Origin of the sequence: Xanthomonas sp. LMC-A-07 (assembly GCF_030208825.1) — a bacterium.
Lineage (GTDB): Bacteria > Pseudomonadota > Gammaproteobacteria > Xanthomonadales > Xanthomonadaceae > Xanthomonas > Xanthomonas campestris.
Genome location: NZ_JARVTF010000005.1, coordinates 314487 through 341349 on the forward strand (window position 1 = coordinate 314487; position 26863 = coordinate 341349).

The window sequence follows — 26863 nt, forward strand, 5'->3', positions numbered from 1 at the left end:
GCTGCTTAGCTTTTCGTGATGAACGCACGCATCAGCCCGATGACACTCATTTCGTCATCACCTTCTCCAGCATCCGCGCAGAGCGGCCTCGACCTGGCCGCAGCAACTACGTGGCTGGCCATGCATCCCACGCTGCCCTTGCCAGGGCGCGGAAACACCCTCGCACGCTGGCGCATCCTCGCCGACATCGCGGCGGCGGACTTGTGCGTTGCCAAATTGCTGGAGGCGCACTACGACGCGCAGGCCATCTGCGCGGATCTGGGCAGTGATCTCATGCAGCCAGGGCAGTACTGGGCCGTGTGGGCGGCCGAGCCGCCCGGCACGGACATGCACTTCACCGGCAACGCATTGCACGGCACTAAAGCCTGGTGCTCGGGCGCAGCGCAAGTCACGCATGCACTGGTCACCGCGCCGCACCAGGGTGCTCCAAGCCTGTTTGCCGTCGCGCTCGATCAACCCGGCGTTCGCATCGATGCCAGCGCGTGGCAGGCGCTCGGCATGCGCGCGATCGAAACGGCCAACGTCACATTCTCTGCCACGCCGGCACAGCTGGTCGCCGCAGATGACGGCTATCTGGCTCGCCCGGGGTTCTGGCACGGCGGCGCCGGCATTGCCGCGTGTTGGTTTGGTGCGACCACGGCGGTGGCAGACGTATTACGGCAATCACCGCGTGTGCGCCGCGATCCACACGCCGCTGCGCACCTTGGCGCCATCGATGCCGGCCTGGCCAGCACACGTGCGCTCATGCGCGAGCTGGCGGCACGCATCGATGCGCAGCCACACCTGGCGCATCAGCGCGAGGTAATGCAGCTGCGCGGCAGTGTCGAGGCCATCGCCCGCGACACCGTGGATCGCGTCGCCCGCGCGCTCGGCCCGGGCCCGCTATGCATGCAGGGCGCGCATGCGCAGCGGTGTGCAGATCTGCTGGTCTTCATTCGCCAACACCATGCAGAGCGCGACCTGCAATCACTGGGCGAGCGCTGCCACCAGGAGGCGGCCGCATGGACGCTCTAGCAGGGCAGTCGATCGAAGGCACCGGAACGCCGGAATCGGTGTGGCGCGCTGCCGCCGTGCTCAAGCACATGCCGCAAGTGTCACTGGGCGCGCTGCTGCAGGATGCGCGGCGGCTGGTGGTGGTTGCGCCCCACCCGGACGATGAAGTGCTTGGCTGTGGTGGTGTGATGGCCGCCGCGCAAGCACACGGCATTCCGGTCTGTGTGATTGCGCTGACCGATGGCGAGATGGCCTACCCGCACGTGCCCGCCTGGGCACCGCACCTGTTGGCGCCTGCGCGCAGGCAGGAACTCGATGCGGCACTGGCGGCCCTTGGGCTGACCAATCACGCGGTGACCCATTGCGATCTTGGAGACGGCGCATTGCACGAGCACGAACACGCCATGACGCACGCGATTGCCAGCTATCTCCAGCCAGAGGATCTTGTATTGGTCACCTGGCACCGCGACGGCCACCCCGACCACGAAGCCGCCGCGCGTGCCACCCGCGCCGCCTGCGCACGCCACGGTGCGCGCCTGCTCACCTATCCGGTGTGGGCATGGCATTGGTCGCAGCCGGGCGACGGCATTTTCGAGGACGACCGCGCGCTGCGTTTCGAGCTCACGCCCGCCGTGCACGCCGCCAAACAGCGCGCGATCACGTGTTTTTCCACCCAGCTCGGCACCTGCACTCCGCCGGTCAACGAGCCGATTCTTCCGCCGCATGTGCTGGCGCGTTTCGATCGCACGTTCGAAGTGTTCTTCGCATGAGCGTGTTGAACAGCGACGACTTCGAGCAGCTCTACGCGGACGCTGACCCGTTCGGTTACCGCTCGCGCTGGTACGAGCAACGCAAGCGCGCCGTGCTGTTGGCCGCCCTGCCCTTTCCCTTGGTCGACCGCGGCTGGGAGTTCGGCTGCTCCAATGGCGAGCTTACCGCAGAGCTCGGCAAACGCTGCACCCGCTTGCTGGCGACCGATCTTTCCCATCACGCCGTCAAGCTGGCCAGCGAGCGCGTGCAGCAGCACCCAGGCATCACGCTGCAACAAGCCAACCATCCGGCCGACTGGCCAACCGAACAGTTCGACCTGATCGTCTTCAGCGAAGTCGGTTACTACCTCGACGCCACCGCATTCGAGCGCACCGTCGCCTTGTTCGCCACATCGCTGGCGCCGCAAGGTTGCCTGGTGGCTTGCCACTGGCGGCATCCGTTCGAAGGCGCGGTGCGCAGTGCGGAGCACGTGCATCAAGCGCTCGATCAGGTGCTGGCGCGCGACACCCTGTGCCGCTACGAAGACGCAGATTTCCTGCTACAGGCATGGATGGCCGGCCCCTCGATCGCACAACGCGAGCAGTTGCGATGATCGCGGTCACCATCCCCGCGCATAACGAGCAGGCGCTGATCGGGCCGTGCCTGCAGTCCATCCGCGTGGCCGCGCAGCACCCGGCACTGCAGAGCGAAGCGGTCGAGATTCACGTCGCACTGGACCGTTGCACCGATCAAACCGGCGTCATCGCCCGCGCGCATGGCGCGATCACCCAGGAGGTGTGCGGCGGCGTGGGCGTTGCACGCGCGGCCGCCGCACGCGCGGCCATCGCGCGCGGTGCGCATTGGCTGGCGTGCACCGATGCCGACACCCGCGTCCCGCCCGATTGGCTTGCGGCACAACTCGCCTGCGCGGCAGATGCCTTCTGCGGCGTCGTGGAAGTGACCGACTGGCGCGATCATCTGAGCCAGACCCGCGCCGCATTTCTGGCCAGCGAAATCCGGCACGACGGCCATCCGCATGTGCATGGCGCAAACCTGGGCATGCGGACCTCCGCCTATCTGGCCGCCGGCGGCTTTTCCAACGCAAGTAGCAGCGAAGATGTCGCGCTGGTCGCCGCCCTGGAACAGGCCGGCATGCGCATCGCGCGCCTGGCCAGCCCGGTGGTGAACACCAGTGCGCGCCGCAGTGCACGTGCCAGTGGCGGCTTCGCCGATTATCTGCTGCGCCTGGAAGCAGCCCTGCTGGCAGCCAGCCCAAGCCTGGGCTGACCCTCTCAACTAAGAGCAGCGATCAAAACGACTGCGCAGCCGGTGCTCGGAATCGGCATGTACCCCGTACACCCCGGTTCCTCCGCGCCGTCCGCACCCACCTGACGACTGCTCGCTACGTTGTTAGCCGCTCTAAGGCTGGCGGCCAGCCTATCCGCCAGCGAGCTCAAACCGGACTGACCAAGCGACACGCGCAGCTACTGCGAATCGCTCCGGGGTGGCAATACGTCTCAAGCAGCCTCTGGCTTCGTTCGGCAGCTTGTCGGTGATCCGCACGCGCCCCCACCTGCATGGCGCCAACGCCGATAAAATCGCCGCACGGCCTCACGGCATCACCATGGTTTGCCCATGCAGGATCAGAACATCCACCCCGGCGCCGCAGTCGCACCGGGATACCTCGCCAACCACGCCGCGCGCGTGTTCAACAGGCTGGTCGACAGCGCGCTCAGGCAGCACGGCGTCTCGTTGGCGCTGATCGGCCCGATCCTGCTGCTGTCGTGGAAGGGCCCCATGCTGCAGCGCGACCTGGTCAACGACTCGGCGGTCAAGCAGCCGGCGATGGTCGCCTTGCTGGGCAAGCTCGAAGCACAGAAGCTCATCAAGCGCACCGCCACCCCGCAGGACCGCCGCGCCGCGCTGGTGTCGCTCACCGCCAGTGGCCGCAAGATGGCGACGATCGGCGGCCAGGTGCTGCTGGATCTGAATGCCGAGGCGCTGCAGGGCTTCACCCAGCAGGAAGCCGCGCAAACGGTTGCCTTGCTGCAGCGCCTGATCGTCAACCTGGAGCGGTCTGCGTAGACCATGTAATATCACGCCTGATATTTCCAGCCCGGGCACACCCATGACGCGTCGCATCCTCATCACCGGCGCGAGCATTGCCGGCAATACTGCGGCCCTCACCCTCGCCCGCCACGGAGTCGACGTCACCGTGGTGGAGCGCGCCGCCGGCTTCAGAGACGGCGGCCAGAACATCGACATCCGCGGCGTTGGGCGTGACGTCCTGCGCCGGCTGGGCCTGGAACAGGCCGCACTTGCACAGGGCACGGGCGAGGAAGGCACCGCCTGGGTGGACGCCGACGGCGCGCCCGCCGCCGAATTCAAGACCGACGCACTGGATGGCGACGGCCCCACGGCCGAAATGGAAATCCTGCGCGGCGACCTTGCGCGGCTGCTGTACGACGCTGCACGTGACCACGTCACCTACCGCTTCGGCGACTGCATCACCGCCATCGAAGACGATGCTGCAAGCGCCATTGTCACTTTCAACAGCGGGCGCAGCGAACGCTTCGATGCTGTCATCGTCGCCGAGGGCGTGGGTTCGGCCACACGCGAGCTGGTCTTCCCCGGCGAGAACGCACCGCGCTGGATGGACCTGACCATCGCCTACTTCACCATCCCGCGCGCAGCCGACGATGACCGCATGTGGCGCTGGTATCACGCCCCCGCCGGCCGCAGCGTCTCGTTACGGCCAGACCGGCACGGCACCACCCGCGCAATGCTCTCGATCCAGCAGCCACCAGATGGCGCGCAAGACTGGGACGTGGCCGCGCAGCAGCGCTACCTGCAAGAACGCTTCGCCGATGCCGGCTGGCAAACCCCGCGCGTGCTCGAAGGCATGCGCACCACCGACGACTTCTACTTCGACGCACTGCGCCAGGTGCGCATGCCGCGCTGGCACACCGGCCGCGTGTTGCTCACCGGCGATGCAGCCTGGTGCGCAACACCCCTGGCCGGCATTGGTGCCACCCTCGCCGTCACCGGCGCCTATGTGCTGACCTGCGAGATCGTGCGCAACCAGGACCTGGAGCACGCGGCACAAGCCTACGACGCAGCCATGCGGCCCATGGTCGAACAAGGCCAGGGCGTCCCCAAGATCGGCCCACGCCTGATGAACCCGCACAGCCGGCTCGGCATCCGCCTGTTACACGGCGTGCTCAAGCTCGCCAGCCAACCCAGCGTGCAAGGCCTTGCCAACACCTTCATGACCCCGGACATCCAGGCGCCGGATTTGTCGCGTTATGACTGAGGCTGCGGCAATGAGATGCGCCGCGTGAGTTGTTGCGCCATGCAACAGTGAGCGGATCTGCACGCCACCACGTAGCTGGATGCTATGGCGCAGCCTGCATGCACAGCATGCTTACCGCAGTCATGCTGTAGGCGACGAGGCTACGCGGCTCGATGACTGAACAGGCAATGCAAGTTTCGATGCGGGTTTAGCCCCCACTCCCGCCGAACTCTTCGGGCTTCGAATCCCACTCTCTCCGCCATATCAGCGCAGGCTCGCGGAACGTAATTTTCTTTCGCGCTTAGCGTGGTTACGCCAAGCAATCATCAATTCCCTTTATTGTTCTTGATCTCGGCGGCTTGGCGGGAAGTGCGCCTGTGTACCACGGTAGCTAGCAGGCTTAATCCGTTTCCTGACCTGCTTCCTGCTTGGCGAACCAATCGGCGTAAGGCGTATTCTTGATCAGGTGACGATTGAAATCGGGTGCACCGTCGTTCCACCAGACCGCCCCACGCTCACCGAGTCCTGTTTTTGCAGCATCCACCTCACCGCGCGCTGCTTTGAGCTGCATGGCGTCGCGCGTACGTAGCGCCGCTTTGACCGCACGTCGCGCGTCCATCAAGGCATGCACCAGCGCATCGCGTGCTTCTGCCGGTAGCCCAGGATTGTTCGCGCGCCACAAGCGCCCGCGGACTACGAGATACCGGCCATCTGGGGTGCGGAGAGGCGCGTCAGCTGCTTGCTTGGGAGTCGCGCTACGCATGCGTGGCAGAAATGTCGAGACATGCGGTAGTGAACCGTGTCTTCCGCGAATGCGATGTCGAGATGCAGGAGGGAGGAGAGCCTTCGGAGTTAACTATTCGAGGCTTAGCGGCGGTCGAGGTCGAACGCACCAGACGATATGGCGGAGAGAGTGGGATTCGAACCCACGGAAGGTTTGACCCTTCGCCGGTTTTCAAGACCGGTGCCTTAAACCGCTCGGCCATCTCTCCGATGCTGCTGGTGCGTGCGCCAACGGCCTTGGTCGCCCGCACGAGCGCCACCATGCAGTGCAGGTGGCGCTGAGGTGGTGACCGCCAAACTGCTTGGGGCTGCCACCGCCGGGATCACTCCCGGGCGCGCATTCTCGCATGCCCGGGCCGGTTTGCCCACGCGTCGGCGTTGGCTCAGCCGGCTTCGGCCACCACCAGGCGCGGGGCCGCTGCGGCGGTGGCGCGCTTGAGCTTTTCCGCCAGTTCGGCGCAGTTGCCGCCGCAATCCAGGCGCGAGCGCTCGATTTCCTGCGGCAGGTGTTCGGCCAGGAAGTCGATAAACACACGCACGGCCGGCAGCAGGCCGCGGCGCGAGGCGAACACGGCGTGGCAGATGCCTTGCGGCAGCGACCAATGCGGCAGCACCACTTCCAGTTCGCCATTGCGCACCGCTTCGGCGCACACCGTCTCCGGAAGCATGGTGATGCCGAAGCCGTCGCGCGCCATCGATTGCAGCAGCGGGAAGTCGAAGCCGGCCAGCCGCGGCTGCAGGTCCACGCGGCGCATCTCGCCGTTGGGGCCGTGCAGTTCCCAGCGCTGGTGCGCTTCGTCCTCGCTGGTGCTCATGGTGGTGTGGTTGGCCAGCTCGCCCGGATCCTTCGGACGCCCGGCGCGGTCCAGGTACTTGGGGCTTGCAACCAGCAACTCCTGCACCTGGCCAAAGCTGCGCATCACCAGGCTGCCGTCGTCATCCAGACGCGAACGCACGCGCAATGCGACGTCGTAGCCCTCGTTGATGACATCGACGCGGCGATTGCTGATGTTGAGCTGCAGCCGCACCTTCGGGTATTTACCGAGGAATTGCGGCAGCAGTTTCGGTAACTGGATCTGTGCCAGCGACACCGGCACGCTCACGCGCACCAGGCCGCGTGGCTCGGCGCTGAGGCGGTCGACCACCTCGCGCGCGGCTTGCGCTTCGGCCAGCATGGTTTGCGCATGTCGGTGCACGCTGGTGCCGACGTCGGTCACCGCGAAACGGCGCGTGGAGCGCTGCAACAGGCGCACGCCCAGGTCGGTTTCGAGTTGGCTGATGCGGCGGCTCAGACGCGATTTGGGAATCCCCAGCGCGCGCTCGGCAGCCGCAAAGCCGCCGTGGTCCACCACCATCGCGAAGTAGTACAGGTCATTCAGGTCGTGCATGGCGCAGGTACCCATGGATAGAACGATGCGCGATATTTAATCACCTTTATCCCAATCGAGCAACGAACGTGTCCGTCGTCACGCCTTGTGCCACGTGCCTCAAACGCCAACGGGGCCGTCACCGGCCCCGTTGGGTTACGAACACTTTTGGGTTACTGCGTCGAACGTCGTTGCCCATGCAACGCTGGCGCTCGCTTGGGCCGGCCGAACGCTGCGGCAGCCGCATGACTACCAGCTATCTAATGCGCTCACGACCCTGCAGCCAAACGGCTGCGCAGCAGTCCAATGACGCTCAGCCAATCCGCTCCAGCCCGCCCATGTACGGGCGCAGTGCGTCCGGCACGTCAATCGAGCCATCGGCGTTCTGGTAGTTCTCCATCACTGCGATCATTGCGCGGCCCACGGCGGTGCCGGAGCCGTTGAGCGTGTGCAGCAGTTCCGGCTTGCCGCTGGCCGGATTGCGCCAGCGTGCCTGCATGCGCCGCGCCTGGAAATCACCACAGTTGGAGCACGAAGAGATCTCGCGATAAGTCGCCTGCGAGGGCAGCCACACTTCCAGGTCGTAGGTCTTGATCGCCGAAAACCCCATGTCGCCGGTGCACAGCAGCACCTTGCGATACGGCAGGCCCAGTTTTTCCAGCACCACTTCGGCGCAGCGCGTCATGCGCTGGTGTTCGGCATCGCTGTCTTCCGGGCTGCACGCGGTGACCAGTTCCACTTTCTCGAACTGGTGCTGGCGGATCATGCCGCGGGTGTCGCGGCCACCGCTGCCCGCTTCGGCGCGGAAGCACATCGAATGGGCGGTCATGCGCAGCGGCAGGCGCTCGGCGTCGACGATGGCATCGCGCACGATATTGGTCAGCGGCACTTCGGAGGTGGGAATCAGATAACGCTTCGAATCGCCCACTTCGGTCTGGAACAGATCGTCTTCGAACTTGGGCAACTGGCCGGTGCCGCGCATCGAATCGGCGTTGACCAGCAGCGGCACGTTGGTTTCTTCGTAGCCATGCTCGCCCACATGCAGGTCGAGCATGAATTGCGCCAGCGCACGGTGCAGGCGGGCGATCGGGCCACGCAGCACGGTGAAACGCGCGCCGGACAACTTGGCTGCGGTTTCGCCGTCCAGCCAGCCGTGCGGCGCGCCGAGTTCGACATGATCCTTGACTGCGAAATCGAACTGCCGCGGCGTGCCCCAGCGCGCCTGCTCGACGTTCTCGCTCTCGTCCTTGCCCGCGGGCACATCGGCGGCCGGCAAGTTGGGAATGCCCAGTGCAATGCCTTCCAGCTGCGCGCGGATGACATCCAGCGCGTCTTCCGATGCCTTGAGCTCATCGCCAAAGCCGGCCACTTCGGCCATCAACGCCGCCACGTCTTCGCCCTTGGCCTTGGCCTGGCCGATCGCCTTGGACTTGGAATTGCGCAGGCTCTGCAGCTCCTGCGTGCGCACCTGGATCCGCTTGCGCTCGCTCTCCAGCGACTCCAGTTCCGCAGTGTTCAAGTCGAAGCCGCGCGTGCTGCGCAGGCGCTCGGCAAGGTCGGCGGGATGTTGGCGAAGCAGGGCCGGATCTAGCATCGGAGGATCGTTTTTGGTGGGAGCCGGGGATTATCGCCTGTTCCGACAGTCGCTGCGATCGATTCACCGATGCTATGCCAGAATCGGCCTGATCCTTCAGGTGAGCCCTATGCCCGCGCCCCGCCCTGCGTCCGATCGCCACATCGTTCTGCGTCTGCCCCGCCACGCCCTGAAAATTGCCGGTATCGCGTTCGTCGCGGGCCTGCTGCTGTTCCTGCTGGTCTGGGCCACCGGGCGCAAGGACGACTTCTACAAAGCCTCGCCCGCACAACCAACCGCTGGCGCACCCGCCGACACCATCCAGCCGCTGCCGGCGCCGTTACCGGCGCAGGATGGCTCCATCGAGATGCCGCAGGCCAAGCCGCCCGAAGACGCGCCCACTTTGGTGGAAACCACCCCGCCTGCGCCGCCCGCACCGGCCCCGCTGCCCGAAGACGCAGTACCCGGTGCACCTGGCGCCCCGACCAGCGCCGCGCCCGTTGCAGGCGGTGATCGGCCCGTGCCGATGCAGGGCCAGATGCCGCCGCCACGCTATCCCGCAGCGGCGCTGCGCCGTGGCGATGCGGGCGATGTGGTGGTGCGGGTTGACGTGGATGCCGCCGGCAACCCAGGCGGCGTGGCGCTGGTGCAGCGCAGCGGCTCGCGGGATCTGGACCGCGCCGCGATGGAGGCGGTGCGTCGCTGGCGCTTCCACCCGGCCCAGCGCGGCGGCCAGCCGGTGGCTGGCAGTATCGATATCCCGTTCGAGTTCAAGCCCGCTCAGTAAGCTGAACCTCGCCCGGTCGCCGACCGGGATGTGAAGGCGCCGCCTTAGCTGCGCCTCAGGCAAGGCCGACCAGACTGTGGGTGTCATCCCAAAGATGCGCCCGGAGGTTGGCCATGTCCTTCACCTCACAGTCTTCATCCCACCACGCCACACCGCTGCCGCGCGACCCAGGCCGCCGCGTGCGTGATCACGACAGCGACGGTGCCTCGCCCTGGTTGTGGGCGACCGTGCTTGCCGTGCTGGTGGTCATTCCCAGTTGGTGGTGGGCGCGGCATAGCGACGAATCGCTGGCAACTGATGCTCCAGCGCCGATGGCGCGCCAGGTCCTGCCCGCGTCCGATGCGCCACGTGAGGCAATGATGATCCCGCATCTGCCGGTGCGCCCGCCGATCAGCAGCCAGGAGCCGCAACCGCTGCCCGGCAACGCGATGCCCAGTTACCCCTCGCAGGCTCTGCAGGATGGCAGCGCCGGCAGCCGCATCGCGCGGCTGCAGTTGGACGTGCAGGGCCGCGTCAGCGCGGTGACCATCGTGGAGCGCCAGGGCAGCCCGGATCCGCGCCTGGACGAAGCTGTAGTGGAAACGCTGCGTCAGTGGCGCTTCGAACCTGCGCTGCGTGACGGCCATGCGGTCGTCAGCAGCGTGCAGGTGCCGGTGGAATTCACGGACGCGCGCTGAGCCCGAACCCGGCGCCCTGCGCCAAGCTGTCGAAACCCGGGAATGAGGTCGCCACGTTGGCCACGTCGTTGACCTGTACCGTCCCGGTGGACAGCTGGCCTGCGATGGCAAATGCCATTGCGATGCGGTGATCGCCATGGCTCTCGATGACGCCACTGCCTAGCGTGCCGCCGTGAATGGTGGCACCGTCCGGGGTTTCATCCACCACAATGCCGAGCGCGCGTAGGCCCGTGGCCATCGCGGCGAGACGATCGGATTCCTTGACGCGCAATTCCGCTGCACCACTGACGACCGTGTCGCCACGCGCTGCAGCTGCGGCGACGAATAGCGCCGGGAACTCATCGATCATGTCCGGCACCAGCGCTTCGGGAATCTGCGCGCCCTGCAGCGGTGCGTAGCGCACGCGCAGGTCCGCTACCGGCTCACCGCCATGTTCGGCGTGATTGTCTTCCACGATATCGGCGCCCATCAGCCGCAGTGCGGCCAAAAGACCCGTGCGCCGCGGATTCAGCCCCACCGCACGCAAGGTCACGTCCGAGCCGGGAATGATGCTGGAGGCTACGATGAAGAACGCCGCCGATGAAAAATCTGCCGGCACCGCGATATCGGTCGCGCGCAGTCGCTGGCCGCCACGCAGACGCGCCTGACCAGGAGAAAACGCGATCTCCACGCCGAATGCGGAGAGCATGCGTTCGGTGTAGTCGCGCGTGGGATGCGGCTCGCTCACCGAGGTCTCACCCGCTGCGTACAACCCGGCCAGCAGCACGGCCGATTTGACCTGTGCACTAGCCACCGGCGAGGCAAACGTAATGCCTTGCAGCGCCTGGCCGCCGTGCACCCGCAGCGGCGGCGTGCCATCCGATTCGGTTTCGATACGTGCGCCCATCTGCGCCAGCGGACCGGTGACGCGGCGCATGGGCCGCTTGGACAACGACGCATCGCCCACCAGTACGCTATCGAACCGCTGCGCCGCGAGCACGCCGGCCAGCAAGCGCATGCCGGTGCCGGCGTTGCCACAATCCAGCGGCCCCTGCGGCGGCTGCAGGCCGTCCACACCAACGCCATGCACGATGCGCTGCGACGCCGACGGCGTTTCAATGCGCACGCCCAGCTGGGCAAAGATCGCCGCGGTGGAGCGCGTGTCTTCGCCCTCCAGAAAGCCGTCGATCTTCGAGGTGCCATCCGCCAGTGCGGCGAACATCACCGCGCGGTGCGAAACCGACTTGTCGCCGGGAATGGTCAGGCTGCCCTGCAGCGCGGTGCCGCGCTGTGCGATCCAGTGTTGCGTGCTGTTGCTCATGCGAATGATCCGATTGCGACGGCATCGCTGCGGTCAGCAATGCATTTGGGAAGGAAGGCGGTGTAGAGACAGGCGCCGCGTCAGGGCCGACGCGGCGCCGCAGCCGATGCGCTGCTCAGGGAATGGCGACCGGATACGAGCCAAGCACCTTGATCTGTGCCGAATGCGCTTCCAGTTCGGCCAGTGCCTGTTTCATCGACTCGTCCTCCACATGGCCGGCCAAGTCGATAAAGAAGCCGTATTCCCACTTGGCTTGATGCGACGGCCGCGATTCGATGCGGTTCATGCTGATGCCATGCCGCGCGAACGGGCTGAGTACGTCGAACAATGCGCCCGGCTTGTCGTGGATGAACACCAGCACCGAGGTCCGGTCATGCCCGGACGATGGAAAAATCTGCCGGCCGATCACCAGAAAGCGCGTGGTGTTGTCGTCATCGTCCTCGATCGATTTCATGATGACTTTTTTCAAGCCATACACGTGTGCGGCGCTTTCGCCACCGATGGCCGCTGCATCCTCGGCATTACGCGCACGGCGCGCGCCTTCGGCATTGCTGGAGACCGCAATCTTCTCCACCTTGGGCAAGTGCGAACGCAGCCAGCCGGCGGTCTGCGCAAACGACTGCGAATGCGCGTAGATGCGTTCGATGTCTTCCAGGCGTCCGTTGCGCGAGAGCAGGTACTGGTGCACACGCAACTCGACTTCGCCACAGATCTTGAGGTTGGAGGTGAGGAACATATCCAGGGTGACTTGGATCGTGCCCTGGCCGGAATTTTCTACCGGCACTACGCCGAAATCGGCATTGCCGGCTTCCACTTCCTGGAACACTTCTTCGATGGTTGCCATCGGCAGACCCACCGCCGAGCGGCCGAAATGCTTGAGCACTGCCTGCTGGCTGAAGGTACCTTCCGGGCCGAGATACCCGATCTTCAGCGGCTCCTGCTGCGCAAGGCACGCAGACATGATTTCGCGGAACACATGCACCAGCACTTCATCGCTGAGTGGACCCTCGTTGCGGTCCACCACCATGCGCAGCACCTGCGCTTCGCGCTCGGGGCGGTAGTAATCCACCGCCGCTGCCAGCTTGCCCTTGGCCTTGCCGACCTGGTGCGCGAAGTTGGCGCGCTCGGCGATCAACGCCTGGATGCCACGGTCGATCTCGTCGATCTTGGCACGCACATCGGCCAGCACCGGCGCAGCGGCTGCCAGTGGCTTGGCGCTGTCCTTGCCAGCTAACTTGGCGGCTTTCTTGCTGCTGGCCTTGGTAGCCGACTTGGCGTTGCCGCCAGCGGTGTTGGTGTTCTTGGGCTTGGGAGCCATCGGGGGGCTTTCCTTCAATAAAACGGCGCACTGCGCCAGCGCGGCAATGCCGCGGTTGTGGGGGACTCAGCCGTGGCGCTGCTGGAAATCGTGCATGAAGGCCACCAGTGCCTGCGCACCGGCCACCGGCATGGCGTTGTACAGCGAAGCGCGGATCCCGCCCACGGCCTTGTGCCCCTTCAGCGCGAGCAAGCCGGCCGCCTTGGATTCGCTGACGAACAACGCATCGAGCTGCTCATTGCCCAGGAAAAACGGGATGTTCATGCGCGAACGCACCGTCGGCATCACCTGGTTGCGATAGAAGCCACCGGAGCCATCGATTGCGCCGTACACCAACGCGGCCTTTTCAGCATTGCGCTGCGCGAATGCGGCCACCCCACCCTGCTCAAGCATCCATTTGACGGTGAGACCGAGCAGATACCAGTTCCAGGTGGGCGGCGTGTTGAGCATCGAATCGCGCGCCACGTGCGAGGCGTAATTGAAGATGTCTGCACGCGGTTGGCCGGCACGCTCGAGCAATTCGCGGCGCACGATCACCACCGAAATACCCACCGGGCCCAGATTCTTCTGCGCCCCGGCATAGATCAGGCCGTAGCGCTTGATGTCCAGCGGCTCGGAGGCGATCGACGAACTGAAGTCGGCGAACAGCGGCAAGGTGCCCACGTCCGGCGTGTCGCGGAACTCGACCCCGTGAATGGTTTCGTTGGCAGTGATGTGTACGTACGCGGCGTGCGGTGACAGCGTCCAGCTCGCGACCGGCGGAATGTCGACATAACCGCCGGGCTGGCCATCGGCTGCCACGCGCACGTCCACATACGGCGTGGCCTGCTTGATCGCGGTCTTGCCCCAGTGACCACTGACCACGTAATCGACCGCCTGGCCGGGCGCGGCGAAATTCAGCGGCAACAGCGCCTGGATGGTGGTCGCGCCACCGGAGGTGAACAGCACCGCGTAGTCGTCGGGAATCGACAACAGCATGCGCAAGTCCGCCTCGGCGGCGGCGGCCACCGCCATGAAGTCGGCGCTGCGATGGCTGATTTCCACGATCGAGGCACCCACGCCGTTCCACTCGACCATCTCTTCCTGCGCTTGCCGCAGGACCGATTCCGGCAATGTCGCAGGGCCGGCACTGAAATTGAACGCGCGTGTCATGGCACACCTTGTCGAGCTAGCCTCTTAGTATGCCGCAGCGCATCCGCGTTGGCAGCGCCGACAAACGGTTGCACCTGCATCCTTTTGACCCTGCGCCGCGTAGTCTGGAGACCTGGAGCAGAACTTTCGTCCTGGTCCGTTAGTCTCACCTTGCAGCCACTGCCTGGAGCCTGCCATGTCACTTCGCGATGCCTTGAAGACGCCGTCCAGCGAGATCACCGATGAGGCCGTTTATCGCGACCGGCGGCGCTTGCTGCAATTACTTGCGCTGACGCCTGCGCTGAGCGTGGCCGGGTGCGCCGAGGCCGATCCGCCGCCTCCGCCGAAGACTGTGGTGACACCCGCGCAAGCGCGCAGCGGCTTCCGCACCGCCGAGGAACTCACCCGGCTGGAAGATGTCACCAGCTACAACAATTTCTACGAGTTCGGCACCGACAAGACCGACCCGTCCAAGGCGGCCAAGACACTCAAGCTGTCGCCGTGGTCGGTGAAGGTGAGTGGCGAGTGCGAAAAACCCGGCAGCCTGTCGCTGGATGAGTTGCTCAAGGGCATCAGCGCCGAAGAACGCATCTACCGGCTGCGCTGCGTTGAAGGCTGGTCGATGGTGATCCCGTGGACGGGCGTGCCGCTGGGCGAAGTGCTCAAGCGCTTTGCCCCCACCTCCAAGGCCAAGTACGTGGCCTTTACCACGCTGGCCGACCCGCAGCAGATGCCCGGCGTGCGCTACCGCTCGATCAACTGGCCCTACCGCGAAGGCCTGCGCATCGACGAGGCCATGCATCCGCTGACGCTGCTCGCCACCGGGCTCTACGGCAAGCCGCTGCCGCAGCAGAACGGTGCGCCGCTACGGCTGGTGGTGCCGTGGAAGTACGGCTTCAAGAGCATCAAGTCGATCGTGGAGATCCGCTTCGTCGAGAAGATGCCGGAAACCGCCTGGCATGACCTGCAGCCGTCCGAGTACGGGTTCTTTTCCAACGTCAATCCAGCCGTGGATCATCCGCGCTGGAGCCAGAAGACCGAGCGCCGCATTGCCGGCACCGCCAGCAAGTTGTTTGCGGAGCGAATTGCGACCAAGCCCTTCAACGGCTACGCCGACCAGGTCGCTTCGTTATACGCGGGGATGGATCTGAAAAAGTGGTTCTAGGGACGCAACGCCCAGCGTGACATCCACCATTGTCTGTAGGGGCGCACCCGGGCGCGATGGCTTTCCCGGGACTGCCTCTCGCGCCCGAGTGCGCTCCTACGACAACCAACGCATCGCGGCTGCGATGCATCGCTTCATCTTCGAGATCGCATGGCCAAGACATCCGTTTCCGTGATCGCTGCCAAGGCCGCCCTGCATGCCGCCGTGCTCGCGCCCATTGCGCTGCTGGGCTGGCAGTTCTGGCAGGTGTGGCAGCAAGGCAGCGACGCGCTGGGTGCCGACCCGGTGGCCGAGATCGAACATCGCACCGGGCTGTGGGCGCTGCGCCTTCTGCTGATCACCCTGGCCATTACGCCGCTGCGGCAGCTGACCGGCCAGGCGGTGCTGATCCGCTTCCGCCGCATGCTCGGCCTGTATGCGTTTTTCTATGCCAGCGTGCACCTCACCGCGTACCTGTGGCTGGACCTGCGCGGGTTCTGGACGCAGATCTTCGAAGAGATCGTCAAACGCCCGTACATCACGGTTGGCTTCACCGCCTGGCTGCTCCTGGTGCCGTTGGCGATTACTTCGACCCAGGGCTGGATGCGGCGACTCAAGCGCAACTGGGGCCGGCTGCACATGCTGATCTACCCGATCGGGTTGCTGGCCGTGCTGCACTTCTGGTGGCTGGTCAAATCCGATATCCGCGAGCCGGCGCTGTATGCCGGCATCCTGGCGCTGCTGCTGGGGTGGCGCGTGTGGAAACGGCTCAGCGCGCGCCGAACCACAACAAGGCGCTCAGCGCCGCCGCCAGCAACACCGCGCTGAGCAGCAGCCACGGCCAGCGGGCCACCTTTACCGGCGCCCGGGTCGGGGCTTCGCTTACGCGCGGCAACGGTTGCGGGTCGCTCTCGGGCACATGCCAGGTGGCGTCGTGCTGGATCTTGGGCACTTCCACCACGAAACGGTGGCGCGCGTCGAACACGACCTGATCACCGGCTTGCAGCCAGCCATCGCGCACCTGCACGCCGTTGATCCAGCTGCCCTCTTCCGAGCCGAGGTCGCGAATCAGCACCCGGTCGCCATGCCGTTCAAGGCGGGCATGCTGAGCGGCGAAGGCCGGATCGTCGATGACGATGTCCGCCGCCGGGTCGCTGCCGACCAAACGCGAACGGTCCAGCGTGAAACTGCGCCCATGATGGCGGCCGCCCAACCCGCGCAGCAGCAGGCAGACTTCGCTCAGGCCGGCATCGTCGTCCTGGATGTCGTTGGCCGGCGCGCTGGACGGCGCACTGCGCAACAGCATCTCCACGCCATCGGCATACAACGCGTCGCCGGCACGCAACAGCGCCATACGCCGCACCGGCCGGCCGTTGACGTGGATGCCGCGAATGCCGTTGGCCACCTGCAGCCAAAGACCGCGCTGATCCAGGCAGAACTGCGCCAACAGCAACGCGCCCTGGGCATCGTCGACGATCCGCACGCTGCCGGAGGCATGGCGTACGATCCGGTGGACGCCGGGCTGGAGAGGATGATCCGGCTGCTGCCGGTGGGTGAAATGAACTTGCAGATCGCGCACCCGCCGCAGCCTAGCAGGTTTGCCCGCAGCCCCATAGCGCATGCCGCCGCACTTGGAGCGCGCCCCGCACATGCGCACAATGCGCGCTCCATCGCATGACTTCAGGAACCCATGTCCAGTATCGATATCCGCCACGACCATTCCAGAACGCCGGCGCAGGCCCGTGCGGCGATCGAGGAGGCGGCACGCAAGCTGACCGATCGTTACGGCATCGCTTCGCACTGGGAAGGCGACACCTTGCGCATCGCGCGGGCGGGCGTGGACGGGGCGATCAATCTGCTGCCGCAGCAGGTGCATGTCACCGCTGAGCTGGGCTTTTTGTTGTCGGCCATGCAGCCGATGGTCGAGTCCGAGATCCGCCGCCTGCTGGCTGAAAAGCTGGCCTGATCCAGCTCCTGGCTTCAGCCGCAAGTCACCTGCGCCATAGCCTGCAGGCGGATGCTTGATGGATGCTTCACCTGGCCGATGCAGGACCGGCACTAGGGTGAGGCAACGTCAGTCCGCAACCGACAGGAGCATCGCATGACGACCGGATACGATCAGAACGGCAACCGCGGCAACGCGGCCCATGGGTTCCAGGCGCAGGCCGAACAGGTGTCGCGCCGGCTCGGCGAATCGGCGCAGACCGTCTGGCTGGCCGGGCTCGGCGCCCTGGGTCGTGTGCAGAGCGAAGGCAGCAAACTGTTCGACTCGCTGGTACGCGAAGGCGCCGCGTACGAACGCAGCGGCCAGCGCAAGGCAGCGGCCAGCGCAGACGAATTGCGCGAGGAAGTAGAAACCCAGTTCGAGCAGGCGCGCGATACCGCGGTGCGTGGCTGGGACCGGCTGGGCAAGGCCTTCGACGAACGCGTCAAGGGCGTATTGCGCACCCTCAACATCCCCGAGCAGGACGAGCTGGAAAACCTGCGTCGCGAGGTGGAGTCGCTCAAGGCACAGGTGCGCGCGAACACGGCTGCGACCAAGCGGGCCAACCGCACCGCCAACCAGGCCGCACAGGCCGCGAGTAGCGAAAACGCGTCTGGCACCGCAACGCCGGGCAGTGGTCCCGCAGCTACGCACACTGCGGCCTTTGACGGCGAATAAACCCTGCGTAACTGGATTGTTGCAAAGCAGCATGGTTTTTTAGACAATCGGGACGACCCGCCAGTCCTGCAACACGAAGTCCGTTTGCTCCCCTCCCCTCACGGCTTCGGACTGGCGGGTCTTTCGCTGCCTGGGTCACGGCTCGTGCATTCACCGACCGCGATCCATTGACGAATCTGCCGCGAAGGATTCTTCTAAGCGCACTGCTTCGTTAGACGCGCCATTGCTTCGCTAGATACTCATGTCCCATTGGATGTTGGCGCTTGTGGCTGCACTCCTGCTCTGGTTGGCGGTGAGTGGCTATCTCTGGTTGGTGCGCCGACGCGCCAACGAACTGACCGAAGGCGTACGCGCGCTGGCCGCGATGCATTGGCGCGACTTTTCCGCCGTGGTGCTGCGGGTGCTGCAGGACCAGCGCGGCTGGCAGCCCACCCAGTTGCCGCAAGACGGCCTGCCCACCGCCGATTTCATGATGCAGACCGAGCACGGCACCCGCCTGGTGGCCTGCAAACATGGCCGCGGGTATCGCATCGGCGTGGCTGCGGTGAACGAACTCGGCGCGATGGCCCGCCTGGCCGGCGCCAATGGCGGGGTGATGGTCACCGAAGGCCGGATGGAGCGTGAAGGCATGGCCGCGGCCGACAAGCAGTCCATCGAGGTGCTGAATGGCGCGCGGCTGTGGCCGCTGCTCAAGCCCTACCTGCCCGGCGATATCGAAACCGGCGTGGTCGGCGCGGCCAGGCGCCGGGCGATCCGCCACACCGTGATTGCCGGCGCAGCGGCGGCAACGCTGGGGGTGGTGATGGCAGTGGCCCTGCAGCCGACCGAGGTGCCGCCCGCGCAGCCACTACCACGCGCTGCAGCACTGACTCCCGCACCAAGTGCGACATCGGCTGCTCCACCGGCTGTTGCGCCGGCTCCGGCATCGGCCGCACAACCAGCGACGTCGACTCCAGCGGCAACACCGGTCGCCGCCGGCGACGAGCCAGACCTCGCCACGTTGCAGGGCTACCAGCGCGAAGTCTCCAAGGCATTGGCGCAGACGCCGGGACTGGTGCGCGGAATCTGGCTGACGCAGTTGACGCTGGCGGTGGACCGCACCGTGGACGATGCGACCGCCTGGCCGCTGATTTGCCGCGAACTGGAGCGTTACCCCTACCTGCGCACGGTGCGGGTGCAGCTCAATCCGCGCGCCGGCGTTGCCGAGCCGGTGCGCTGGCGGCAATGCACGACGATTTGAGTCGCGCGGAATGATGCGTGCGGGCGGTGCGTTCTGCGCGACACCCGCCAGCCGCGACCACCTTGCCCACCGCTCGCCTTGCCCGTCGCTTCATCCAACCCGTCCATTTACCCAGTACGCACCCTGCCGCCACCGGCCGCATGCGCGCGCAAGCTCGACGTGCGCAGTACGGAATCGCTCAGCGCATGCCCGGCGCGAAGCGTGCAATCAGATCGTAAGACCCGCCCAGAAATAGCTGCCGCACATAGGTGACCGGCTGGTCGCCGCGCCAAGTGTGCCGGTCGATGACCAAACAGGCCGCGCCATCGGCAACCTGCAGGCATCTGGCCTGGGCAGGATCGGCACTGATCGCGCTGATGCGGTGCTCGGCACGGGTCCAGGGCACGTTGCGCAATAGCCAGCTACCGGGCGCGATGGTGTCGAATGGCTGCGCCAGCGCCTCGGGCACGGTGGTGATGTCGATGACCCGTTGCTCCAAGGCGAACGGACTGCCATCGGCCAAATGCACGCTTTCCAGTGCCAGCAACTTGCCGCGGCTGCCCAGCGCACGCTCCTGCGGCACGCGTTGCCGCACTGCGCGCACGCGCCGCGACAGCAGCTGAAACTGGTAGACATGGCCGCGCGTGGTCATCTCCACTTCGATGTCCGGGATCGACAGCGCCACCTGCTCCAGATGCGGATGCGGCCGTGCGACGAACGAACCAGTGCGGCGGCGGCGCTCGATCATGCCGGCGTCGGCCAGCAGGCCGAGCACCTTGTTGACGGTCATGCGCGAGCAACCGTACTGCGCCATCAATTCATGCTCGGGCGGCACGCGGTGCCCGGGCGGCCAGTCGCCACTGTGGATGCGTTGCTCCAGGTCCTGCCGGATCCGCTGATGCAAGGTTCCGGGTGCGGCGGTGGTGGCGGTGGTCACGACAGGGTCTCCGGTGAGACCTGCATTGTGCCCGCTTCGCAGATCGCGCCGATCACCCGTGCAACAGCGTTTGCATGACGGCGGCAAAGCGTGCGGCGACACGTACGCGCGCCACATGGCGGCCATCGCGCACCACCCACTGCCCGGCACGCCAGACATGCCGCACCGCGCCAGCGCGTGCGGCAAACAGCCAGCTGTCGAGCAACGCATCGTCTGTGCGTGCCAGCAGCGCCGGATGGGTGGGGTCCAGTTCCAGCAGGTCGGCCGATGCACCGACGCAGATCCCGGGCTGCCCACTCCCCAGCGCCTGCGCCGCGCCGGCCAGTGCGCTGCTGTACAACCAGCGACCACTGGAGGTGTCGGCGGGCGCCAGCACATTGCGCGCGCGCAGGTGCAGGCGCTGGCCGTATTCGAGCAGCCGCAGTTCTTCGGCCGCATCGATCAAGACATTCGAATCCGAGCCCACACCGAAGCGCCCACCGCGGCTGGCGAATGCCTGCATCGGGAACAGGCCGTCGCCGAGATTGGCCTCGGTGATCGGGCACAGGCCGACCACCGCGCCACTGCTGATGATTGCGTCGAGCTCACCCGCCTCCACATGCGTGGCGTGCACCAGGCACCAGCGCGCATCCACTGGCGCATTGGCGTACAGCCACTGCACCGGGCGCTGCCCCGACCAGGCCAGGCAGGCCTCCACCTCGCGCTGTTGTTCGGCGATATGGATGTGGATGGGGCCATCCACCAGCGGCACCAGCGCGGCGAGCTGCGTGGGCGTTACCGCGCGCAGGCTGTGCGGCGCCAGCCCGAGCACCGCGTCCGGCAGTGCGGCCAGGCTGCGCGCGCAGTCCGACAACAGCCGGGCAAAGCCGTCGATATCGTGGATCAGCCGCCGCTGCGCAGGGTTCGGTGGCACCCCACCGAAATCCGAGTGCGCGTAGAACACCGGCAACAGGGTCAGGCCGATGCCGGTGCCCGCGGCCGCCGCAACAATGCGCTCGGCCATTTCGGCGGGCTGCGCGTACGGCGCGCCGCTGACGCTGTGGTGCAGATAGTGGAATTCGCCCACGCGGGTGAAGCCGGCTTCCAGCATTTCCACATACGCCTGCTCGGAAATGGCCTGCAGGCTGTCCGGGTCCAGGCGGTCGACGAAGCGATACATCAGCTCGCGCCAGCTCCAGAAACTGTCGCCGCTGCGCCCGCCCACTTCGGTCAGCCCGGCCATGCCGCGCTGGAAGGCATGGCTATGCAGGTTGCCCAGCCCGGGCAGCAGTACCTCGGCACGGGTATCGGTGGTGGCGGGTGCGGCCTCCGTCTGCACAGCGGCGATGCGCCCGTGCGCCAGGGTGATCCGCACGTCGCTGGCCCAGCCATCGGGCAACAACGCCCGGGCCGCCCACAACGCTTGCACTGTTTGGTCTGCCACTGGACACCCTCGGTTGCCGACTCTATTGTATATACATATCAGACCACACAGGCCTGCGCCATGCATTGCGATGTCCTTTGGCACAACGCGCGGTTGATGACGCTGGACGCTGGCGACGGCGGCCTGGGCAGCGTGGACGATGGTGTGGTCGCCTGCCAGGACGGCACCATCGTGTACGCCGGGCCGGCGGCCGATGCGCCGCCGCTACAGGCCACCCAAATCCACGATTGCCAGCGGCGCTGGATCAGCCCCGGCCTGATCGATTGCCACACCCATCTGGTGTACGCGGGCAATCGCGCCAATGAATTCGAACAACGCCTGCGCGGCGCCAGCTATGCGCAGATCGCCGCGGCCGGCGGCGGCATTGTGGCGACCGTGCGCGCGACGCGTGCCGCCGATGATGCCGCTTTGCTCGCCGCCAGCCTGCCGCGCCTGGACGCGCTGCTCGCCGAAGGCGTGACCACGCTGGAGATCAAATCCGGCTACGGCCTCACGCTGGAAGACGAAATCAAGCAGCTGCGCGTCGCGCGCCAGCTCGCCACGCTGCGGCAGGTGGAGGTGGTGCCCACCTTCCTGGGCGCGCATGCGGTGCCGCCCGGCGCGCAGGCGCAAACCTATATCGATGCGGTGTGCCAGGAGATGATCCCGGCGGTGGCGGCGCAGGGCCTGGCCGAAGCGGTGGACGTGTTCTGCGAGCACCTGGCGTTTTCGCCGGCGCAGGCCGAACAGGTATTCCTCGCCGCGCAGGCGCACGGGCTGCAGATCAAGATCCACGCCGAGCAATTGAGCAACCAACACGGCGCCGCGTTGGCCGCGCGCTACGGTGCCTTGTCGGCCGACCACATCGAATATCTGGACCAGGCCGGCATTGATGCGATGGCGCACGCCGGCACCGTCGCAGTGCTGTTGCCGGGCGCGTTCTACTTCACCCGCGACACCCAGTTGCCGCCCATTCCTGCCCTACGTGCGGCCGGTGTACCGCTGGCCCTGGCCACCGACTGCAACCCCGGCACCTCGCCGCTGACCAGCCCGCTGCTGGCGATGAACATGGCCGCCACCTTGTTCCGCATGACGGTAGACGAATGCATCGCCGGCTTCACCCGTGAAGCGGCACGTGCGCTCGGACGTAGCGACCGGCTGGGCCGGTTGCGCGCCGGGATGCAGTGCGATCTGGCGATCTGGGACATCGACGCGCCGGCCGATCTGGTCTACCGCATGGGCTTCAACCCTCTCCACACCCGCGTTTGGCGCGGGCATCCTTGCTGACCCGGAGTCGTCATGAGTGCGTCTGTTGTGTTGCAGCCCGGCCAGGTCACCCTGGCGCAGTGGCGTGCGCTGTATCGCGGTGCCGAAGTCACCCTGGACCCTGCCTGCGCGCAGGCGGTGTTGCGTAGCGCGCAGACGGTGGAGGCGATCGTGGCGCGGGGCGAGCCGGTGTACGGGGTCAACACCGGCTTCGGCAAGCTGGCCAGCGTGCGGATCGAACGCGACGATCTGCAGACCCTGCAACGCAATATCGTGCTCTCGCACGCGGCCGGCGTCGGCGACCCCACCCCGGTTCCGGTGGTGCGGCTGATGATGGCGCTCAAGCTCACCAGCCTGGCGCAGGGCGCCTCGGGAATTCAGCCCGATACCCTGGCGCTGCTGGAGGCAATGCTGCGTCAGGGCATCACCCCGGTGGTGCCGTGCCAGGGCTCGGTGGGTGCGTCGGGCGACCTGGCGCCGCTGTCGCACCTGGCCGCGGTGATGATCGGCGTAGGCGAGGCGTTTGTCGGCGATCAGCGCCTGCCGGCGGCGGACGCGCTGGCCCAGGCGCAGCTGCAGCCACGCGTGCTCGGTGCCAAAGAGGGCCTGGCGCTGCTCAACGGCACCCAGTTCTCCACCGCCTGCGCGCTGGCCGGCTTGTTCGAGATCGAAACCGTGCTGCAGGCCGCGCTGGTCACCGGCGCGCTGTCGGTGGAAGCGGCCAAGGGCTCGGACACGCCCTTCGATGCGCGCATCCATGCCTTGCGCGGGCAACCCGGGCAGATCGCGACTGCTGCCGCCTTGCGTGCGCTAATGGCGGAATCGGCCATCCGCGAATCGCATCGGCTGGGCGATGTGCGCGTGCAGGATCCGTACTGCCTGCGCTGCCAGCCACAAGTGATGGGCGCAGCACTGGATGTGATGCGCCAGGCCGCGCGCACGCTGGAAATCGAAGCCAATGGCGTGTCCGACAACCCGCTGGTCTTCAGCGATACCGGCGAGGCGTTGTCGGGCGGCAACTTCCACGCCGAGCCGGTGGCCTTTGCGGCCGACATGCTGGCACTGGCGGTGTGCGAAATCGGCTCGATCAGCGAGCGCCGCACCGCGATGCTGGTCGACCCGGCGCTCTCGGGCCTGCCGGCGTTCCTCACCCCACGCCCCGGCTTGAACTCGGGCTTCATGATTCCGCAGGTGACCGCCGCCGCGCTGGTCTCGGAAAACAAGCAACGCGCCTACCCGGCCAGCGTCGATTCGATTCCGACCTCGGCCAACCAGGAAGACCACGTGTCGATGGCAGCGCATGGCGCACGCCGCCTGCTGGCGATGGCCGACAACGCCGCGCACGTCATCGGCATCGAACTGCTGGCCGCCGTGCAGGGCTGCGATTTCCACGCGCCGCTGCGCTCCAGCGCCGCACTGGAAGCCGCGCGCGCACTGCTGCGTGCGCCGGTGCCCACGCTGCAGGACGACCGTTACTTCCATCCGGACATGCTGGCCGCCAGCGCGCTGGTGCGCTCGGGCGCCCTCGCCACTGCGGTAGGCATCGCACTGCCTGGCGTGGAGCTGAGCGCATGAGCCGGCCCACCGCCTCGCATCGCGGAGCGCGCGCATGAGCGCCCTGCCCGACTGGCTGCACGTGCAGCGCGGCGACGCACCGCTGCTGATCAGCTTCCCGCACACCGGCACCGACCTGCCGGAGAGCGTGGCCAACCACTTCGTCTCGCCATGGCTGGCCTGCCGCGATACCGATTGGTGGGTGGATCAGCTCTACGACTTTGCGCAGAGCCTGGGCGCTACCACCGTGCGCACGGCGATTTCGCGTTCGGTCATCGACGTCAATCGCGACCCGAGTGGTGCCTCGCTGTATCCCGGCCAGCACACCACGGGCCTGTGCCCGTTGACCACCTTCGACAATCAGCCGCTGTACCGCGATGGGCAGGCGCCGGATCCGGCACAGATCGCATTGCGGCGCACGCAATGGTTCGACCCGTATCACGCTGCGCTGGCCGATGAAATTGCACGTCTGCGCGCACTGCATCCGCGCATCGTGGTCTATGACGCGCATTCGATCCGCTCGCACATCCCGCACCTGTTCGCCGGCGAATTGCCGCAGTTCAACATCGGCAGCAACGACGATGCCAGTTGCGATCCGGCACTGGCCGATGCGGTGGAACAGCTGTGCCGCAGCAGCGGCTCCAGCACCGTGCGCAACGGCCGTTTCAAGGGTGGCTGGATCACCCGCCACTACGCGCGGCCGGATCAGGGCGTGCACGCGCTGCAGATGGAACTGGCCTGCCGCGGCTACATGCAGGAACCGGAACAGATCACACCGGACACCTGGCCAACGCCGTGGCAACCGCTACACGCAGCCGCACTGCGCGCCGTCTTGCGGCATGTGTTGCGCGCCTGCCTGGATTTCGCCGCGGGCGCCACGCCCGCCGCTCACCGTTGATTGAAGGACCTTGGCATGACCCGTCACGACTCCACCCGCGTCATTCGCGCCGCCACCGGCAGCACGCTCACCGCCAAGAGCTGGCTCACCGAAGCGCCGCTGCGCATGCTGATGAACAATCTGGACCCGGACGTGGCCGAGCGTCCGGAGGAACTGGTGGTGTACGGCGGCATCGGCCGCGCCGCGCGCGATTGGGAATCCTTCGATGCGATCGCCGCCGCACTCACCCGCCTGGACGATGACCAGACCCTGTTGGTGCAGTCGGGCAAGCCGGTCGGTGTGTTCCGCACCCACGCCGACGCACCGCGCGTGTTGATCGCGAATTCCAACCTGGTACCGCGCTGGGCCACCTGGGACCACTTCAACGAACTGGATAAAAAAGGCCTGGCCATGTACGGCCAGATGACTGCGGGCAGCTGGATCTACATCGGCGCGCAAGGCATCGTGCAAGGCACCTACGAAACCTTCGTGGAGATGGGCCGCCAGCATTACGGCGGCAGCCTGGCCGGCAAGTGGCTGTTTACCGGCGGGCTCGGTGGCATGGGTGGCGCGCAGCCGCTGGCCGCGTTGATGGCCGGCGCCTCCTGCCTGGCGGTGGAATGCCGCCGCTCCAGCATCGACATGCGCCTGCGCACCGGCTACCTGGACACCTGGACCGACTCGCTGGACGAGGCGCTGCGTCTGATCGAGGAATCGTGCACCGCGAAGAGGCCACTGTCGGTCGGCCTGCTCGGCAATGTCGCCGACGTGCTGGACGAACTGCTGCTGCGCGGCATCAAGCCGGACCTGCTGACCGACCAGACCTCCGCGCACGACCCGGTCAACGGCTACCTGCCGCAGGGCTGGACGGTCGAGCAGTGGGACGAACAGCGCGTCAGCGCGCCGAAGGACGTGGAAGCCGCCGCGCGCGACTCGATGGCCAACCACATCCGCGCCATGCTCACCTTCCATGCGCTCGGCGTGCCCACCGTGGATTACGGCAACAACCTGCGGCAGATGGCGCTGGAAGAAGGCATCGACAACGCCTTCGACTTCCCCGGCTTCGTGCCCGCATATATCCGGCCGTTGTTTTGTCGCGGCATCGGGCCGTTCCGCTGGGTGGCGTTATCCGGCGACCCGGAAGACATCGCCAAGACCGATGCAAAGGTCAAGGAACTCATCCCCGACGATGCGCACCTGCACCGCTGGCTGGACATGGCCGCTGAAAAGATCGCCTTCCAGGGCCTGCCCGCGCGGATCTGCTGGGTCGGCCTGGGCGACCGCCATCGGCTCGGCCTGGCCTTCAACGCGATGGTGCGCAGCGGCGAGCTGAAGGCACCGGTGGTGATCGGCCGCGATCATCTGGACTCCGGCAGCGTCGCCTCGCCCAATCGCGAAACCGAAGCGATGGCCGATGGCTCCGATGCGGTCTCCGACTGGCCCCTGCTCAACGCCCTGCTCAACACCGCCAGCGGCGCCACCTGGGTTTCGCTGCATCACGGCGGCGGCGTCGGCATGGGCTTTTCGCAGCACGCCGGCATGGTCATCGTCTGCGACGGCAGCGAAGCAGCAGACAAGCGGATCGAACACGTGCTCTGGAACGACCCGGCCACCGGCGTGATGCGGCATGCCGATGCGGGATACGCCATCGCCGTGGAGTGCGCGAAGGACCAAGGCCTGGATTTGCCGGGCATCCTGAGCTGAGCCTGGCCCCACTGACAGCGCCACGCGCTGTCAGTGGGGCGAAGCCACGCGCAAGCCCCTAGTTGGCGGTTGCCGCAAAGGCCGCGGCACTGCACATCGAGCATCTTCAAGCGAAAGCGCTCAAGTC

26 protein-coding genes, 1 tRNA gene and 1 other RNA gene are annotated in these 26863 nt (G+C 66.5%); 18 read left to right on the forward strand and 10 right to left on the reverse strand.

The genetic code is table 11. The annotated features are described in order from the left end of the window. Positions 1–18: 18 nt before the first annotated feature. The 7 genes from QRM89_RS04355 to QRM89_RS04385 all read left to right on the forward strand — a co-directional run bounded on the left by QRM89_RS04355 (position 19) and on the right by QRM89_RS04385 (position 5056). A complete protein-coding gene (locus QRM89_RS04355) occupies positions 19–1014 on the forward strand; it encodes an acyl-CoA dehydrogenase (RefSeq protein ID WP_285447364.1) in 996 nt (331 codons plus the stop codon). After that, entirely contained in the window at positions 1002–1763 is a 762-nt protein-coding gene (locus tag QRM89_RS04360) for a PIG-L family deacetylase (protein WP_285447365.1), read from the forward strand. Before QRM89_RS04355 ends, QRM89_RS04360 begins: the two co-directional genes overlap by 13 nt. Next, positions 1760–2356 (forward strand): class I SAM-dependent methyltransferase, encoded by a 597-nt coding sequence (locus tag QRM89_RS04365; protein ID WP_285447366.1) that lies wholly within the window; start codon positions 1760–1762, stop codon positions 2354–2356. Before QRM89_RS04360 ends, QRM89_RS04365 begins: the two co-directional genes overlap by 4 nt. Next, a complete protein-coding gene (locus tag QRM89_RS04370; RefSeq protein WP_285447367.1) occupies positions 2353–3030 on the forward strand; it encodes a glycosyltransferase family 2 protein in 678 nt (225 codons plus the stop codon). The genes QRM89_RS04365 and QRM89_RS04370 overlap by 4 nt, the downstream gene beginning before the upstream one ends. A gap of 57 nt (positions 3031–3087) precedes the next feature. Further along, a non-coding RNA gene (locus QRM89_RS04375) (sX9 sRNA) lies at positions 3088–3159 on the forward strand. A 219-nt stretch (positions 3160–3378) separates the two neighbouring features. Then, positions 3379–3828 carry a MarR family winged helix-turn-helix transcriptional regulator gene (locus QRM89_RS04380; RefSeq protein WP_228879281.1) on the forward strand — a complete coding sequence of 150 codons (450 nt, stop codon included), beginning with the start codon at positions 3379–3381 and terminating at the stop codon, positions 3826–3828. Between the two features lie 43 nt (positions 3829–3871). Continuing rightward, positions 3872–5056 carry an FAD-dependent monooxygenase gene (locus QRM89_RS04385; protein ID WP_285447368.1) on the forward strand — a complete coding sequence of 395 codons (1185 nt, stop codon included), beginning with the start codon at positions 3872–3874 and terminating at the stop codon, positions 5054–5056. A gap of 379 nt (positions 5057–5435) precedes the next feature. Here QRM89_RS04385 and QRM89_RS04390 read toward each other — a convergent pair whose 3' ends face one another. The 4 genes from QRM89_RS04390 to serS form a co-directional block, all read right to left on the reverse strand. Beyond that, a complete protein-coding gene (locus QRM89_RS04390) occupies positions 5436–5798 on the reverse strand; it encodes a hypothetical protein (RefSeq protein WP_285447369.1) in 363 nt (120 codons plus the stop codon). A gap of 139 nt (positions 5799–5937) precedes the next feature. Next, positions 5938–6027 (reverse strand) — tRNA-Ser (locus tag QRM89_RS04395). 174 nt (positions 6028–6201) lie between these two features. Further along, a complete protein-coding gene (locus tag QRM89_RS04400) occupies positions 6202–7221 on the reverse strand; it encodes a LysR family transcriptional regulator (protein ID WP_285447370.1) in 1020 nt (339 codons plus the stop codon). A gap of 277 nt (positions 7222–7498) precedes the next feature. Continuing rightward, entirely contained in the window at positions 7499–8779 is a 1281-nt protein-coding gene (serS, locus tag QRM89_RS04405) for a serine--tRNA ligase (RefSeq protein WP_115540116.1), read from the reverse strand. 109 nt (positions 8780–8888) lie between these two features. Here serS and QRM89_RS04410 point away from each other — a divergent pair, with 109 nt between their 5' ends. Both QRM89_RS04410 and QRM89_RS04415 read left to right on the forward strand, forming a co-directional pair. Next, positions 8889–9545: an energy transducer TonB gene (locus QRM89_RS04410; RefSeq protein WP_285447371.1), complete on the forward strand. Its 657-nt coding sequence runs from the start codon at positions 8889–8891 to the stop codon at positions 9543–9545. Between the two features lie 113 nt (positions 9546–9658). Continuing rightward, the gene (locus QRM89_RS04415; protein ID WP_285447372.1) at positions 9659–10222 is read left to right on the forward strand and encodes an energy transducer TonB; all 564 of its coding nucleotides are present in this window, start codon (positions 9659–9661) and stop codon (positions 10220–10222) included. Here QRM89_RS04415 and aroA read toward each other — a convergent pair. From aroA to serC, 3 genes are all read right to left on the reverse strand, one after another. Then, positions 10206–11522, reverse strand: coding sequence for a 3-phosphoshikimate 1-carboxyvinyltransferase (aroA, locus tag QRM89_RS04420; protein WP_285447373.1), 1317 nt, complete (start codon positions 11520–11522; stop codon positions 10206–10208). The two genes, QRM89_RS04415 and aroA, sit on opposite strands and share 17 nt — an antisense overlap. 115 nt (positions 11523–11637) lie before the next feature. Beyond that, positions 11638–12840, reverse strand: a complete 1203-nt coding sequence (gene pheA / locus QRM89_RS04425; RefSeq protein ID WP_285447374.1) for a prephenate dehydratase — start codon at positions 12838–12840, stop codon at positions 11638–11640. A gap of 66 nt (positions 12841–12906) precedes the next feature. Continuing rightward, on the reverse strand, positions 12907–13992 hold the full coding sequence (gene serC / locus QRM89_RS04430; protein ID WP_285447375.1) for a phosphoserine transaminase: 1086 nt from the start codon (positions 13990–13992) through the stop codon (positions 12907–12909). 175 nt (positions 13993–14167) lie between these two features. On the opposite strand from serC, the gene msrP reads away from it, so the two are divergent. Both msrP and msrQ read left to right on the forward strand, forming a co-directional pair. Further along, the gene (gene msrP / locus QRM89_RS04435) at positions 14168–15136 is read left to right on the forward strand and encodes a protein-methionine-sulfoxide reductase catalytic subunit MsrP (RefSeq protein ID WP_285447376.1); all 969 of its coding nucleotides are present in this window, start codon (positions 14168–14170) and stop codon (positions 15134–15136) included. A 150-nt stretch (positions 15137–15286) separates the two neighbouring features. After that, positions 15287–15943, forward strand: coding sequence for a protein-methionine-sulfoxide reductase heme-binding subunit MsrQ (gene msrQ, locus QRM89_RS04440; RefSeq protein ID WP_285447377.1), 657 nt, complete (start codon positions 15287–15289; stop codon positions 15941–15943). On the opposite strand, the gene QRM89_RS04445 is transcribed toward msrQ, so the two are convergent. Continuing rightward, positions 15885–16694: an FHA domain-containing protein gene (locus QRM89_RS04445; protein ID WP_011036768.1), complete on the reverse strand. Its 810-nt coding sequence runs from the start codon at positions 16692–16694 to the stop codon at positions 15885–15887. The genes msrQ and QRM89_RS04445 overlap by 59 nt on opposite strands. 111 nt (positions 16695–16805) lie before the next feature. Between QRM89_RS04445 and QRM89_RS04450 the strand changes: the two genes are divergently transcribed. The 3 genes from QRM89_RS04450 (at position 16806) to QRM89_RS04460 (ending at position 19017) form a co-directional block, all read left to right on the forward strand. Continuing rightward, complete coding sequence (locus tag QRM89_RS04450) at positions 16806–17081, forward strand: polyhydroxyalkanoic acid system family protein (protein ID WP_014507417.1); 276 nt, start codon at positions 16806–16808, stop codon at positions 17079–17081. A 135-nt stretch (positions 17082–17216) separates the two neighbouring features. Continuing rightward, on the forward strand, positions 17217–17777 hold the full coding sequence (locus tag QRM89_RS04455; protein WP_012438652.1) for a phasin family protein: 561 nt from the start codon (positions 17217–17219) through the stop codon (positions 17775–17777). A gap of 241 nt (positions 17778–18018) precedes the next feature. Then, on the forward strand, positions 18019–19017 hold the full coding sequence (locus QRM89_RS04460) for a restriction endonuclease (RefSeq protein ID WP_285447378.1): 999 nt from the start codon (positions 18019–18021) through the stop codon (positions 19015–19017). Positions 19018–19195: 178 nt separating this feature from the next. On the opposite strand, the gene hutC is transcribed toward QRM89_RS04460, so the two are convergent. Together hutC and QRM89_RS04470 are read right to left on the reverse strand one after the other, a co-directional pair. Further along, complete coding sequence (gene hutC / locus QRM89_RS04465) at positions 19196–19933, reverse strand: histidine utilization repressor (RefSeq protein ID WP_285447379.1); 738 nt, start codon at positions 19931–19933, stop codon at positions 19196–19198. A 52-nt stretch (positions 19934–19985) separates the two neighbouring features. After that, positions 19986–21356: a formimidoylglutamate deiminase gene (locus QRM89_RS04470; protein ID WP_228425039.1), complete on the reverse strand. Its 1371-nt coding sequence runs from the start codon at positions 21354–21356 to the stop codon at positions 19986–19988. A gap of 60 nt (positions 21357–21416) precedes the next feature. Here QRM89_RS04470 and hutI point away from each other — a divergent pair, with 60 nt between their 5' ends. The 4 genes from hutI to hutU are packed head-to-tail and all read left to right on the forward strand — an operon-like array spanning position 21417 to position 26736. Continuing rightward, a complete protein-coding gene (hutI, locus tag QRM89_RS04475; protein WP_285447380.1) occupies positions 21417–22622 on the forward strand; it encodes an imidazolonepropionase in 1206 nt (401 codons plus the stop codon). A 12-nt stretch (positions 22623–22634) separates the two neighbouring features. Continuing rightward, the gene (hutH, locus tag QRM89_RS04480) at positions 22635–24176 is read left to right on the forward strand and encodes a histidine ammonia-lyase (RefSeq protein WP_285447381.1); all 1542 of its coding nucleotides are present in this window, start codon (positions 22635–22637) and stop codon (positions 24174–24176) included. A gap of 34 nt (positions 24177–24210) precedes the next feature. After that, positions 24211–25053 carry an N-formylglutamate deformylase gene (gene hutG / locus QRM89_RS04485; RefSeq protein WP_285447382.1) on the forward strand — a complete coding sequence of 281 codons (843 nt, stop codon included), beginning with the start codon at positions 24211–24213 and terminating at the stop codon, positions 25051–25053. 15 nt (positions 25054–25068) lie between these two features. Further along, positions 25069–26736: a urocanate hydratase gene (gene hutU / locus QRM89_RS04490; RefSeq protein ID WP_285447383.1), complete on the forward strand. Its 1668-nt coding sequence runs from the start codon at positions 25069–25071 to the stop codon at positions 26734–26736. Positions 26737–26863: the final 127 nt, after the last annotated feature.